At 43.7% G+C, this 12,879-nt stretch carries 15 protein-coding genes; 6 read left to right on the top strand and 9 right to left on the bottom strand.

Features of this window, described 5'->3' with window-relative positions; all coding sequences use genetic code 11:
* Positions 1-9 precede the first annotated feature (9 nt).
* Genes F899_RS13225 through F899_RS13215 form a run of 3 tightly spaced genes read right to left on the bottom strand, consistent with a single transcriptional unit; the run spans position 10 to position 1,482 of the window.
* Complete coding sequence (locus F899_RS13225; RefSeq protein WP_005223275.1) at positions 10-534, bottom strand: SH3 domain-containing protein; 525 nt, start codon at positions 532-534, stop codon at positions 10-12.
* Positions 535-539: 5 nt separating this feature from the next.
* On the bottom strand, positions 540-842 hold the full coding sequence (locus tag F899_RS13220; protein ID WP_004816011.1) for a YciI family protein: 303 nt from the start codon (positions 840-842) through the stop codon (positions 540-542).
* A gap of 28 nt (positions 843-870) precedes the next feature.
* The gene (locus tag F899_RS13215) at positions 871-1,482 is read right to left on the bottom strand and encodes a septation protein IspZ (RefSeq protein WP_004816013.1); all 612 of its coding nucleotides are present in this window, start codon (positions 1,480-1,482) and stop codon (positions 871-873) included.
* Between the two features lie 44 nt (positions 1,483-1,526).
* Here F899_RS13215 and F899_RS13210 point away from each other — a divergent pair, with 44 nt between their 5' ends.
* Entirely contained in the window at positions 1,527-2,378 is an 852-nt protein-coding gene (locus F899_RS13210; protein ID WP_005223262.1) for a PHP domain-containing protein, read from the top strand.
* 6 nt (positions 2,379-2,384) lie between these two features.
* Here F899_RS13210 and F899_RS13205 read toward each other — a convergent pair whose 3' ends face one another.
* From F899_RS13205 to radC, 4 genes are all read right to left on the bottom strand, one after another.
* The gene (locus F899_RS13205; RefSeq protein WP_005223257.1) at positions 2,385-3,224 is read right to left on the bottom strand and encodes a hypothetical protein; all 840 of its coding nucleotides are present in this window, start codon (positions 3,222-3,224) and stop codon (positions 2,385-2,387) included.
* A gap of 30 nt (positions 3,225-3,254) precedes the next feature.
* Positions 3,255-3,413, bottom strand: a complete 159-nt coding sequence (locus F899_RS15850; RefSeq protein ID WP_005223256.1) for a hypothetical protein — start codon at positions 3,411-3,413, stop codon at positions 3,255-3,257.
* Positions 3,414-3,491: 78 nt separating this feature from the next.
* Positions 3,492-4,403: a bestrophin family protein gene (locus tag F899_RS13200; RefSeq protein ID WP_004816019.1), complete on the bottom strand. Its 912-nt coding sequence runs from the start codon at positions 4,401-4,403 to the stop codon at positions 3,492-3,494.
* A gap of 68 nt (positions 4,404-4,471) precedes the next feature.
* Positions 4,472-5,170, bottom strand: coding sequence for a RadC family protein (radC, locus tag F899_RS13195; RefSeq protein ID WP_004816021.1), 699 nt, complete (start codon positions 5,168-5,170; stop codon positions 4,472-4,474).
* 113 nt (positions 5,171-5,283) lie between these two features.
* Here radC and coaBC point away from each other — a divergent pair, with 113 nt between their 5' ends.
* Both coaBC and F899_RS13185 read left to right on the top strand, forming a co-directional pair.
* Complete coding sequence (gene coaBC, locus F899_RS13190) at positions 5,284-6,558, top strand: bifunctional phosphopantothenoylcysteine decarboxylase/phosphopantothenate--cysteine ligase CoaBC (protein WP_005223254.1); 1,275 nt, start codon at positions 5,284-5,286, stop codon at positions 6,556-6,558.
* Positions 6,559-6,760: 202 nt separating this feature from the next.
* Complete coding sequence (locus tag F899_RS13185; RefSeq protein WP_005223251.1) at positions 6,761-7,264, top strand: hypothetical protein; 504 nt, start codon at positions 6,761-6,763, stop codon at positions 7,262-7,264.
* A 56-nt stretch (positions 7,265-7,320) separates the two neighbouring features.
* Here the strand turns inward: F899_RS13185 and dusA are convergent, their stop codons facing one another.
* On the bottom strand, positions 7,321-8,346 hold the full coding sequence (gene dusA / locus F899_RS13180; RefSeq protein WP_005223250.1) for a tRNA dihydrouridine(20/20a) synthase DusA: 1,026 nt from the start codon (positions 8,344-8,346) through the stop codon (positions 7,321-7,323).
* 270 nt (positions 8,347-8,616) lie between these two features.
* Here dusA and F899_RS13175 point away from each other — a divergent pair, with 270 nt between their 5' ends.
* Positions 8,617-9,261: a hypothetical protein gene (locus tag F899_RS13175; protein ID WP_005223247.1), complete on the top strand. Its 645-nt coding sequence runs from the start codon at positions 8,617-8,619 to the stop codon at positions 9,259-9,261.
* Between the two features lie 7 nt (positions 9,262-9,268).
* Here F899_RS13175 and F899_RS13170 read toward each other — a convergent pair whose 3' ends face one another.
* On the bottom strand, positions 9,269-10,459 hold the full coding sequence (locus F899_RS13170) for an MFS transporter (protein ID WP_005223246.1): 1,191 nt from the start codon (positions 10,457-10,459) through the stop codon (positions 9,269-9,271).
* 954 nt (positions 10,460-11,413) lie between these two features.
* Between F899_RS13170 and F899_RS13165 the strand changes: the two genes are divergently transcribed.
* Both F899_RS13165 and F899_RS13160 read left to right on the top strand, forming a co-directional pair.
* Complete coding sequence (locus F899_RS13165; protein WP_004816032.1) at positions 11,414-12,541, top strand: Re/Si-specific NAD(P)(+) transhydrogenase subunit alpha; 1,128 nt, start codon at positions 11,414-11,416, stop codon at positions 12,539-12,541.
* 11 nt (positions 12,542-12,552) lie between these two features.
* Complete coding sequence (locus F899_RS13160) at positions 12,553-12,876, top strand: proton-translocating transhydrogenase family protein (protein WP_005223244.1); 324 nt, start codon at positions 12,553-12,555, stop codon at positions 12,874-12,876.
* Positions 12,877-12,879 lie beyond the last annotated feature (3 nt).

Raw genomic sequence — 12,879 nt, 5'->3', positions numbered from 1 at the left:
GGGAATAGCTTACCACTGACGACGGCGTTTGGTATAAACATAACTCGCGATCAGGAAGCCAAGTAGTACCCCAACTGCCAATGTCGCAGCACCGTAAAGAAACATTTGTGCACTACGTTCACTTTGTAGCACCTGCACCTGAACGCCGAGATTATCGTTTTTCAGCTGTAGTTCCTGATTCTGGGTCAATGCTTCAAGATTGGCTTTTTCCAGTTGTTGCAGACGTGTCGCCTGATCTTTGACCAAAGCCTTCACTTTGGCATCTTGCTGAGCTTTATTCTGTGCAATATCTTCTGCAGTCAATGGCTTGGCAGCAGGATTTTGAACAAGAGGATTATTCGAAGCAGCCACTGGCATGATGCCAGGTTTATTGGCAGGCAGTGTTTGCGGTGGCGTATTGGCTACCGCGGGTTGCACAGTTGCTGGTGTATTTTGCGCTGGAGCAGCAGATTCCGCTGCCGATGTTGCTTCAACTGCCCAAGCAGTTGTACAGGCAAAAGATAAACCGATTAAACTGGCAATTACAGCGTGCATGAACCTTATCCTTGTGGGAATGCTTTATTGAATGGTTTAACGTCAATATGCGCATAGACGCCTTCTTTTAAGAATGGCTCTTCCTGTAACCATTCCTCCAATGCTTCACGGCTGTCAAAGTCCACAATGATGGTGCTGCCATAAAAACCTGCTTGAGGATTACCTGGTTCTTTTGGCATCGCGCCGGCAACGATTAAACGACCTTCATCATTTAATTTTTGCAGACGTGCAAGATGTTGAGGACGAATCGCAAGGCGTTTTTCGACAGTACCTTCCTGATCGGTACAGCTGACAACAAATAATGGCATGGCAGTTCTCGATGACTTAGTCTAACTTTTATTCAGCAGTTTTAAAGTATTTGCGCAATACAATGAACTGAATAATGATAAAGGAAAACATCACGATCATGTCACCAAATGCGGTAAATTCTCCCCAATATTTTCCATCCATAAAGATATAGGCAAAGAAGCAATGCAAGAAAGACATCACCGCAAACATTGCTGCCCAAGCATAGTTGAGCTTAAACCAGCCTTTTTCAGTTAAATTAAAAACAGGTCCAAACAGACGCTGGATTAATGGTTTTTTATCTTTACTGAACCATGGTGAAAGCAGGAATACGCCAGCAAAAACCAGATTCAGCAAGACAGCTTTTAAGCGGATATAGAAATCATCACTGAGTATTAAAGTGATTCCACCGAAGATTACCGTCATAAACAATACGATCCATTGCTGTTTGTCCAGACGGAATTTCTGCGAAACAAATAACGCGCCATAGACCACTAACATGGAAATGATCAGACCTGTGGTTGCCACAAGAATATTGTTATTGTCGACACCGCCTGCGGAGCCAATCAGCTGGAGTAATGGATGGTTGGTGTCTTTAGGATCTACTGTCTTATATAAATAAAAGAAAATAATGAGTGGCACAAAGTCTAAAAGTGCTTTCATGTTAGAGTATCTAAATCTGATCAAATAAATGTCATAGTATAGAGATGCACGGCGTAGATTTACATACACACAGCAATATTTCTGATGGAACCTTAAGTCCACAGCAGCTGGTTAAGGCCGCGGCAGCGAGCTTTATCCATACGCTGGCTTTGACTGATCATGACACCATTGATGGTTTAGAGCTGGCGCGTGAAGCCGCGAAAGATCACGAAATTAAGATCATTTCTGGGGTAGAAATCTCCAGTCAGTGGTCACGTCCGGCCACCAAGAAAAATTATGGCGTGCATATTGTGGCGTTAGATGTTCAAAATCCTGAACCATTGCAACAGGCTTTAGAACAGCAAAAACGGATTCGCGCTGAACGCTCAAAAAAGATTTGTGATCTACTGATACCATTGATTGGACAAGATATTTATCCAGATGTAGTCGCTAAGGTCGATAATATTCCAGACCGTGTCACGCGAACCCATATTGCCAAAACACTGGTTGAAAAGGGGATAGTCACCCGTCCACAACAGGCTTTTGATAAATATATCAAGGAAGGCAAGAAAGCTTATGTGAAGTTTGATGGACTGGGACTGGAAGAAACCATTCAGGTGATTCATGCCAGTGGTGGTTTTGCAGTCCTAGCGCACCCCACCCGTTATGATCTGTCTGCGACCAACATCCGTTACCTGATAGAAATTTTTGCTAGGTTCGGTGGGGACGCCGTTGAGCTGCCACCAGCAGTTGATCCGGCTTCTACCCGGCAGATGGTAGATCGGATGATTGCTGAACATGGGCTAAAAGTATCTGTAGGCAGTGATTATCATGGGGAAAATATGCCCTGGATTAAGCTCGGCCATATTCCAACAGTTAAAGACGGGCAAGTGGGCATCTGGGAAAGTTTTCGGTAACAGGCGTCAGGCTTCAATAAATAGAGACTGCTTTTGCTGCTGGATTTTTATGCCTAGAAGGCAGGCCAAAGCTAAACTCAGTAATGCCAGTTGCCAAGTTGTCGTAATCGCTGCCATCAGTAATAATGCTGCAATAAGCGTATAGTTCAGTAAATTGCGATAAAGAAAAGGATGGTTCCGGGAAATTACCGCCTGCTGGATGTCTGGATGATGTTTGAATTCTCGATAGCGTAGAAAATCGATCAAATTCGCGAGCGCCAGTTCCAGCTTGTCAAAATGTACTGCCTTGCAGGACATCCGATAGTACTTACCATAATTGGTACTCAGCTTAAGCGTATAAGTTGGAGAGTCATCTTCACGACTCGCCTGAATATGTACAATTCTTGGTAAGTCCAGCATGAGTCGACTGGGAATATGGTCGAAGTAAATCCGTCCGCGGAGCGGTGTCGCGATATAGTACTGCAAATGCTGAAAATTCTGGTCTCCATCATGTGCATACAGTTGAACAATCCAGCGTGTACGCCTCAGGTAATAGACCAGAACCTGCTGGCCGAAGAGCGCATCACTTGGTTGAACATGGATATCCAGATACGACTCTGTTTTAAACACCTGATTCAAATCGACATTAAACCATTGTGGTGCTTCATGCTCATTGATCTTTAATAGCAGTTGCTGCTGTTTGCGTAGCCGGGTCGTATGAATCTGACGTTGGCCCATAATGGTGGCATCTGAGCTGCGTAAGGCTCTTTCACGGATATCCTGAGCCAGTTTCGAATCAATCAGATGTTGCTGAATCAGAAAAGGAAATTTGAAATATTGTTTCCGGTCATAGCTTAGACCAAACACCAGTATGAAACTGATGAGAAGCAGTAAAATTCAGTATTGTTCTAATCCAGAGAATAAAATATCTTGCCAGGCCAATACACAGCCAAATGCGAACACGGCTCTGCTACAAAGCAGTAAAGCCGCTAAAGTTGCACCCAGACGCGTCACCGGTTGCGTTGTATAACGATGAATCCGTTGCTTGATAGTCATGAGATCTTATTTTTATTGTTTTCATTATTTTAATTTTGAATTGAATATATGAGCTGCGTTCAGCTGTAATCGTACTTATTATAATAGATTATGATCTTGGGCTTGAATAGGTGGGGGGGTGGGTTTGCCTAAAGTACCCAATAGTTCAATTTCAATGGTACGTACCATTGAATCAAGGGGTAAGTCATTGCTTTGCGTACCAAAAGGTTCTTCAATTTCTGAACTGAGCGCATCCAGTCCCAAGAAAGTGTAAGCCAAAATTCCGACCAGCAGCGGTGTCACCATTCCAAGGGTCGAACCCAGACTAAATGGCAGCATAAAGCAGAAAAAATATACGGTACGATTCAGCAAGACTGAATAGGCGAAAGGCAGCGGTGTGGTGGCAATCCGATCACAACCTGTCTGTACAATACTCAACTCAGCTACATGCTGGTTCATCTGCGCATAAATGATGTCTGAAATTTCGCCTTCTTTCAGGGCCTGCATAAATTCCCATTGAATCAGACTGAGGGTGTACTGTGGGGCATTGGCCTGTTGATAGAGCTGTTGCAGGGCTTGAGGACTCATGCCACTGGTCTGTACCAGTTCGGTTGGATTGGCAGTCTGATGCCGCAAACGATCGCGCAGTACATTGGCAAAGACAATTACATGCTGGATGACCCGCTCACGGCGTGCCTGCGTCAACATACGGCAGTCTCGGTCAAAATGACGTGCATTGGCAATCAGGATCCCCCAGAGCTTACGCGCTTCCCACCAGCGCTCATAGGCGGCAGAGTTCTTGAAACCAAGGAAAATCGACAGTACTACTCCGATCAGGGTAAAACCGACCAAGGGTAATTCCGGTAAATGTAAATAATTGGTATAAGATAGCCCGCCAATAATGGCAGAAATGAGCATGACCACGCCTAGAGGCGGCAGTACCTTAGGTAAAATCGTTCCCCGCCATGAAAATAATACTTTAAAGATACTGGGTTGGTCACGTACGATCATTTATTGGAATCATCACAATTTTTTTCATGATCTTGTTGAGTTGTGCCTGCTTTGTCAAGTGCTATCGTTCAGGGTTTTACCGTATTGATGAGTTGCTGTTCTGCAAAGGAAAAACTGCCTTCCCGGGCAATAATACAGTGATCAATCAGGCGGATTTCGACCAAGTGACAGGCCTTTGCAATCTGCTGGGTGAGTTCAAGATCTGCTGCGGAAGGTCGAGGCTGACCGAGTGGATGATTATGGGCAATCACAATCGAGGTTGCCTGTTGCTGAATGGCATGGCGTAGTAACTGATTAATCGAAATCTCACATGAATTAATCGAGCCATAAAACATTTTCTTAAAGCTGATTTTTCTTAACCCGGCATCCAGACACAGTACAGCAAAGACTTCCTGAGTTTCTCCCAGCAGTTCAAAGCGCAGATAGTCCATAATTTTGCGGGAATGATTCAGTTCCAATGCATCTTGGCGAAGGTGCTCGGCAATATAGCGCCGTCCCAGTTCCTTAACAGCCATCAGCTGGGTAAATTTACTGACACCCATCCCGTGAAACTGACTGATCTCTTGCAGTGGGGCATCCAAAAGAGTACTTAAATGACCAAAATGCTGAATCAGAAGTCGAGCCAGTTCCACTGCGGAATGCCGCTGGGAACCTGAGCGCAGGAAAATTGCCAGCAATTCGGCATCAGAGAGGCTTTGTGGGCCTGACTGTAACAGGCGTTCGCGTGGACGTTCCTGTTCAGGCCAGTGTTTAATCGAAAATTGCATATTTATTAGACTTATTTATTATTAATTATTGTTTTTCACACAAGAAGGTCTCTTGGGCATGATCTTATTTAATGCTATTGTGAGCGCCACTGCAACAGAAAGGTAGCCTGTTTGTGAGCTTCGACGTAAGTGTAATTCCTCATAAAAATATTATTTTAGCTGTGACAGGCGGTATTGCTGCCTATAAAAGTGCAATTCTGGTCCGTCGTCTGAAAGATGCCGGTTTTAATGTTCGTGTGGTCATGACTCAAGGCGCACAGGCCTTTATCACGCCGCTGACGTTCCAGGCACTGTCGGGTAATCCTGTTCATACTGAATTACTGGATCCAGAAGCTGAAGCAGGCATGGGGCATATTGAACTGGCACGCTGGGCGGACCTGTTACTGGTCGCCCCAGCAAGCTGCGATACTTTGGCCAAATTCGCTGCCGGTCTGGCCGATGATTTGCTCAGTACACTTTATCTGGCGACCAACGCACCGGTCTGGGTAGCACCAGCGATGAATCAGCAGATGTGGGCAGCCAAGCCGACGCAACGTAACTTGGCCACTTTGATTGAAGATGGCGTGCATGTGATTATGCCGGATGCAGGTTCACAGGCCTGTGGCGATGTAGGTTTAGGCCGTATGCCGGAACCGGAAGATCTGGCACGTCAGGTAACCGAGTATTTCCATAAGGCGCAACGAGCGATTGCAGAAAAATTTGGTCAGCTTGCAGGTAAGCGCGTCACGATTACCGCAGGTCCAACGCGTGAAGCGATTGACCCGGTTCGTTATATTTCCAATCACAGTACCGGGAAAATGGGTTTTGCCTTGGCTGCAGCCTGTTATGCCGCTGGTGCAGATGTAACTTTGATTGCAGGACCAGTGACGCTGGATACACCAAATGGCGTTAAACGTAAAAATGTCAGCTCAGCCGTGAAAATGCTGGATGAAAGTCTGCATATGCTAGAACAGGGCTGTGACATTTTTATTGCGACCGCTGCGGTTGCGGATTACCGCGTAGCACAAGTGGCAGAGCATAAGATTAAAAAAGCCGGTGATGAGCTGAATGTCGCACTGATCAAAAATCCGGATATCGTTGCAACCATTGCCCAACAGGAAAAACGTCCATTTATGGTTGGCTTTGCCGCAGAAACACGAAATATTGAAGAATATGCAGCTGGCAAACTGGTCGCTAAAAAACTGGATATGATTGCCTGCAATGACGTTTCCCGTGCAGATATTGGCTTTGCCTCAGATGAAAATGCCATGACGGTATTCTTTGCAGAATCTTATCATATGGAAAAACGTGATCTGGAAAAGGCTTCTAAACAGGAAATTGCCCAGCAACTGGTTGAAGCCATTCATGATGCTCTACATCATGATCCTTCTAAGGATGATGATTTCTAAGTTATTTTATAAAAAAGCCCTGCATAGTCAGGGCTTTTTTATTTCTGCAGAATTGACTGAATGTTCAAAAGAAAACCAAGTATTTTGACCTTGAAAGACACTTTTGGCTATTTCGTGCCCAGTTTGAAAAAGATAAAATCACCTTATAAGAATCAGAATTTTTTTATTTTCCAGCCTCACTAATTTGAGCACTGGGGGTGGTATGAAAAGAATAAGTCTATTGTTTCTGACCTTGCTATTGTTTTCCTGCAGTTACTTTGTCTCTATTGATGAACTGTCGCGCAATATTCAGTCTCAGATGCAACGTGAATTTAATTCCAGTCTGGATTATCGCCATTACCGGTTAAAAGTCATGGATGTAAAAATCATGGAACGTTCTGGTGATCATTTTCAGGCCATTTCTCAGATACAATATCAAGGCCAATCTTTTCCAGTTAAGGTCTCTATCCAGAAGGTGGAGCAGGGTTATAGCTGGCAGCTGGAAGATGATGCTTTTGCCTTTATTGATGAAGTTGAAATTCAGCGTTATGAACAGCAGTTACAGCAGGAACTGGCTATGATTTCTGCAGAATTCGAACAAGATGAAGGTTTTGGGAACGAGAAGGTCAATGAGATCACTGAGGCTGCAACGCGGGAATCCAGGACGACATCACAGCGGGTTGAAGAACCCATTCCTGTGGGAAATATTACCGCTTATACCCAATAAATTATCTAGTCAAAAAACCTTAATAAAAAAGCACCGGGGAAACGGTGCTTTTTAAATTAAAGATTCTGGGTTTGCTGTTCGAGCAGGTAGTCTTCAGTGCGTTTGATCGCTTCCTGAATATTGAACAAGGCATTTTCTACATCTTTTAAGGTTTTGGCATTACCACCGCTTAATGCCTGACGCCATTTACGCGCACCTGGCAAGTTCTGGAACAAGCCCAGAATATGACGGCTAATAATCGAGAGTGGTGCACCTTCTGCCATACGCTGGGCAATATACGGCATCATTTGTTGCATGATCTCAAAACGATCAGGAGCTTCAAGATTCCAAAATTGGCCTAACTCGGCCAGTAAATACGGATTGTGATAGGCTTCGCGACCAATCATCACGCCATCCACATGTTTTAAGTGTTCAACCGTTTCCGCATAGGTTTTGATCCCACCATTGATTTCAATTAGCAGCTCAGGACGTTCCTGTTTTAAACGGTAAACATCTTCATAACGTAATGGGGGAACTTCACGATTTTCCTTCGGGGATAGGCCTTGTAACAGGGCAATTCGGGCATGCACAATAAAATTATTACAACCCGTCTTCGCCACGGTGTCGACAAAATGCAGCATCTCTTCATAAGACTGCATATCATCAATCCCGATACGATGTTTCACCGTCACCGGAATATCCACGGCATTGCGCATCTCACCAATACATTCTGCGACTAGATCAGGCTCCGCCATCAGGCAGGCTCCAATTTTATTGTTTTGTACCCGGTCACTTGGGCAGCCGACATTCAGGTTGACTTCATTATACCCCCAATCCTGTGCCATTTTACTACAGGTGGCCAAGTCTTTGGGATTAGAGCCACCAAGCTGTAACACAACTGGCTGTTCTTGCTGATTAAAGTCCAGATGACGTTTGGCATCACCATGAATGATGGCACCTGTCGTTACCATTTCGGTATAGAGAATAATATTGGGATTAAACAGACGTGCAAAGAAACGATAATCTTTGGTGGTCCAATCCATCATCGGCGCAACACTGATTCGTGGTTGAAGTTGTTGTTCAATGGTTTTGAGATCAGTCATTCAAAATCACGCCTTAAGTTAGAAATGGAAGAGACAGCACGCCGTTGGGTCTTTGGGCGCTCACCGGCAGTGATACGACCAGTAAAAGAGGGCGCAATATTAGCATAAAAATAATCAGGCTTCATGGCTGAGTACTAGCACTGCAAGAAAGCCTTCTAGGAAATTAAAAAGTATTGAATTCATTCAAATAGATGCAGAGGTCAAGGAATAGTTTACTAAACAGTAAAAGAGTTTAAGATAAAGAAAACAGGATAAAAAAGGAGAAAAATAATGATGTTACTAGAAGAGATTTACAAAACAACAAAAGCTCAGCATTCAGAATATTTCAATCTGCGTATTCAACGCAGTCTAAGCTGGTTAAGAAAAGCGGTAGAGTTACAGGCCGATTATGATTTTCAGTTTCTGAGCCTGTGGATTGGTCTGAATGCTCTTTATGTACAGGAAAATGAAGATAGTCTTGATCAGCAGGCCTTATCACAATTTCTCCATCTCATCCTTAGCAAGGATCATGAGAAAAGAATTTCTCAAATTTTATTGGGTCGTTATGAGGTTACGCTGCATGCACTAGTGGATAATCAATATCTCACTCAGCAATACTGGGACTATCAACACAATAAAATCAGCCAAAATGATTGTCGTGAAATACTGAAGCAACAGAAAATAGAGATTCAAAAAGCAGTGGAACAGCAAAACATAATGAAGCTTTTGCTAGAAGTTTTTAAGCGTTTCACTATTTTAAGGCAACAAATTCTGCAGGGTGGAGTGAGTTATGCTAGTGCTGTATGCCGCAAGCAGATGCAGGAAAGTTGTAGTCTATTTTCAGCCTTGCTGAACACCTTTATCTATATATTGCTGGAACATGCAGCAGTGATGGATTCCGGCAAAGCCTACTATCCAGTGGTTCAAGTAAATTAGATGATCATTAGTTGGTTTTTACACGCGCATGATAAAACTGATCAATCAGGGCAAAGACGGTGGCAGCTAGTGCAAATATGAGTCCAGTTAGGCAGCTCATGCTCCAGCCACCATGATGCCACGCGTATACTCCCGCTGCAGAGCCACAGGCACCTCCAATAAAATACAGGGTCATATAAATAGAGTTAATCCGGGATTTGGCATCCGGACGCAGGCGGAAAATTACATTCTGGTTACAGCTATGGGTAATCGCCAGTCCCAGGTTAATTAGCGCATAACCTGCGATATAGCTAATCAAGGATGTGCCACCAAAATAGAGAAACAGCCAGCTGCCTGCCAGAATTGAACAGCCAATCCAGCTCAGCAGTTTGATATAACCTCGGTCTGCCCATCTCCCAATCACTTGAGTTGATAATGCGCCAAAAACTCCTACTAAAGTGACTAATCCCACCATAACATCTGCCAGATGAAAGGGAGACTGTGTTAATAGCAGGGCAATGGTAGAGAACAGAATACTCATCGCAGCAAAGGCAAAAGCACCGGTAAGAGAACGAAATACCAGTCGTGGTTCTTGGGCCAACAGACTGCCCATAGAGTGGAAAATTCTGGCATAGCTGATTCTGAATTTTGGCAGCGTCGGTAGCTGCCCACGTAAATAGATTCCCAGGCACAGCATCGAGACTGAACTCAATGCATAGATGACTTTCCAGTGAAACAAGTCAGAGAGTAATCCGGCAATACTGGTCGACAGCAAAATCCCGACCAGTAAACCACTCATCAGAAAGCCAATCACTTCACCAGTTTTTTCCGGTTTGACCGTCATGGCCGCTAAAGGAATCAGCACCTGTGCCGCCACAGAAAATAAACCGGCGATAACTGTCCCTAACCAGAGCATAGGCAAATTGATTGCTGTGGCACAGATCATCAGTCCCAGCGCAGCCCCCCACATCAGGGCAGGAATCAGCTTGGTCTTATTCAGCATGTCACCCAATGGCACGATGAACAGCAGGCCCAGTGCATAAGACACCTGAGCAAAGGTCACGGTCAGGGCGACTTGCGATTCAGGTACCTGATAATGTTGCTGAATTGATGAAATCAGAGGCTGACAGTAATAATTCGCCCCAGCACATAGACCACATGCAATTGCCATCAGCCAGAGCAAAGGCTTATTTTGACTGATATCCAGTGCAGGATTCATGACAGCTACCTTATAAGAAGCGGAAAACTATTTTTGATAATGGCATCAAAAAGATGCAAAGATTGCAGGCACTATAGGTCAAAATAGCACATGATAAAAGTAGAAAAATACAACAGAAATTGAAGACAGATCTGGTTATTACCATCTCTGAATATCTTCAAAACCATAACTGATGCGTATTTGATCTTTTTTTTTCTTACAAAGTATCTTAAGTTGTCGAAACGGCACTGAAGAAAAACATTGCAATTGAGTCCGAGATAAAACTGTATTTTATTGCACAAATATAGTGCAAATTTGACAATTTATGATGCTGAGCCAGTTTAAGGTATTAATATAATAAATGACTCAAAAATTATTTTTTAACGATTAATAGCGTAGTTTTAGACTTGAGTAGAATAAGTCAAAAGAGCCAATTAAATGAAACATTAAACTCAACTGATTTAAAAATTTTATGATTAAAAAAGGAAAAAGTTATAGGAAAACATGGTTTTCAGTAGTTCCAAATGAATCATTATAATTCAGTTAAATTTGTCAAAGAAGTCAAGGAATCAAAAAGTGCCCAATAAAAGTGCCTAAATTAGGGCATTCTGGCATGGCGGAAAAGGGAAGGATTACAGCAAAAAAAATGGAATGACTGTCAGAATGATCAATGTAACAAAGTGCAACAAAACTTAAGCTAAGAAAAAATGAACAAAAAAGGAAATATCCTTCAAGAGAATGAATATCGTTTATAAATTCAGCAGATCAAAAAAGCAGGGCCTAACTTATAAATGATATATGACAACATCATTTTTATGAATCATCAGTTCAAAATATGGCTATTTATTAAATAAATATTGGGTAGTATTTTGGAATAGTTTGATTAGAATCCAAAAATTCAACAAAAACACATCCTGAGGGGAAACATCGTTTTTGCGATGTTTACTTAAGAAAAAATTAGCTTGAGGGACGCTCATGCAAATCGGAATTCCAGCCGAAACTGTCGTCGGTGAACATCGTGTCGCTGCGACACCTGAGACAGTAAAGAAATTGATCAGCGCTGGTCATAGCGTGATTATCGAACGTGGTGCAGGGGTAAAAGCTGCCTATATCGATAGCGCTTATGAACAGGTTGGTGCAAAAATTACGGATGATGCCTATACCGGTAGCCAGATGATTTTGAAAGTTCGTGCACCGAAAGGTGAAGAAATTCAAAAATTACCTGCGAATGCTACGGTGGTGGCGATGTTTGACCCATACCGCAATACCGAGCTTGACCATTTCGCGGCACAGAATGTGTCTGCATTTGCATTGGAACTTTTGCCACGTACTTTATCCCGTGCGCAAAACATGGATGTCCTGTCTTCTCAGGCAAACCTGTCGGGTTATAAAGCAGTGCTTCTTGCTGCAGCAGAATACCAGCGCATGTTCCCGATGCTGATGACTGCTGCAGGGACGGTAAAACCGGCTCGTGTCGTGATCATGGGGGTAGGGGTTGCAGGTCTGCAAGCGATTGCAACTGCAAAACGTCTCGGTGCTGTTGTAGAAGCAACTGACTTGCGTCCTACAGCTAAAGACCAGGTTGAATCTTTGGGCGGTAAGTGGTTAGACGTACCGATGTCTGAAGAAGAACAACAAAAAGCAGCTGATGCGGCTAAAAATGGTTATGGCTGGATGCCTGGTGAACAGTACATCAAGGATCAGGCGATCATCGTTGATAAAGCAGTTTCCAATGCGGATATTGTGATCACGACTGCATTATTGCCAGGTCGTGATGCACCGCGCTTAATCCGTGCCGAGACCGTTGCCAAAATGAAACCAGGTTCAGTCATTTTAGATATGGCGGTTGAAACTGGCGGTAATGTAGAAGGCTCTCAATGCGGTGAAACGGTTGTGACTGAAAATGGCGTGAAGATTCTGGGTATTCCAAATATTCCTTCAACCTTGTCGACTGAAGCATCTGCACTGTATGCACGTAACGTTTTGAACTTCATTGAAACTTTATTTGATAGCGAAAAGAATTTTGCTATCAATCCAGAAGAAGAAATTCAGAAAGCCCTACTCGTCACTCACGGCGGCCAAGTGCTGTTAAAGCGTGGTTAAGGAGAGTACTCATGGTTGAAACTATTACGATTTTTGTCCTTGCCATCTTTGTAGGCTACTACGTGGTATGGGGCGTGACTCCAGCTTTGCATACGCCGTTGATGGCGGTAACCAATGCACTTTCTTCAATCATTATCGTGGGTGCGATGATTCAGACTGTTGGTTTACCCATGGTCGGTGTTGAAGGCAGCGTAGACTTCCAGACCATTAACGTGGTGAGTGTACTTGGCGCAATTGCAGTATTCCTGGCGAGCATTAACATTTTCGGTGGCTTTGCCGTGACTGCACGTATGCTGGAAATGTTCGAACCAAAACAAAAGAAAAAAGAGGGCTAATTG

The organism is Acinetobacter sp. CIP 101934 (assembly GCF_000369585.1).
Taxonomy (GTDB): Bacteria; Pseudomonadota; Gammaproteobacteria; order Pseudomonadales; family Moraxellaceae; genus Acinetobacter; species Acinetobacter schindleri.
This window is presented reverse-complemented; position numbering and strand designations above follow the sequence as displayed.

Bases quoted from the DNA above. Each gene is read 5' to 3' on its own strand.
- F899_RS13200 (WP_004816019.1), bottom strand. From the start codon at position 4,403: ATGATCGTACGTGACCAACCCAGTATCTTTAAAGTATTATTTTCATGG.
- F899_RS13225 (WP_005223275.1), bottom strand. From the start codon at position 534: ATGCACGCTGTAATTGCCAGTTTAATCGGTTTATCTTTTGCCTGTACA.
- F899_RS13220 (WP_004816011.1), bottom strand. From the start codon at position 842: ATGCCATTATTTGTTGTCAGCTGTACCGATCAGGAAGGTACTGTCGAA.
- F899_RS13160 (WP_005223244.1), top strand. From the start codon at position 12,553: ATGGTTGAAACTATTACGATTTTTGTCCTTGCCATCTTTGTAGGCTAC.
- radC (WP_004816021.1), bottom strand. From the start codon at position 5,170: ATGCAATTTTCGATTAAACACTGGCCTGAACAGGAACGTCCACGCGAA.
- F899_RS13175 (WP_005223247.1), top strand. From the start codon at position 8,617: ATGATGTTACTAGAAGAGATTTACAAAACAACAAAAGCTCAGCATTCA.
- F899_RS13165 (WP_004816032.1), top strand. From the start codon at position 11,414: ATGCAAATCGGAATTCCAGCCGAAACTGTCGTCGGTGAACATCGTGTC.
- F899_RS13210 (WP_005223262.1), top strand. From the start codon at position 1,527: ATGCACGGCGTAGATTTACATACACACAGCAATATTTCTGATGGAACC.
- dusA (WP_005223250.1), bottom strand. From the start codon at position 8,346: ATGACTGATCTCAAAACCATTGAACAACAACTTCAACCACGAATCAGT.
- F899_RS13170 (WP_005223246.1), bottom strand. From the start codon at position 10,459: ATGAATCCTGCACTGGATATCAGTCAAAATAAGCCTTTGCTCTGGCTG.
- F899_RS13215 (WP_004816013.1), bottom strand. From the start codon at position 1,482: ATGAAAGCACTTTTAGACTTTGTGCCACTCATTATTTTCTTTTATTTA.
- F899_RS13185 (WP_005223251.1), top strand. From the start codon at position 6,761: ATGAAAAGAATAAGTCTATTGTTTCTGACCTTGCTATTGTTTTCCTGC.
- F899_RS15850 (WP_005223256.1), bottom strand. From the start codon at position 3,413: ATGACTATCAAGCAACGGATTCATCGTTATACAACGCAACCGGTGACG.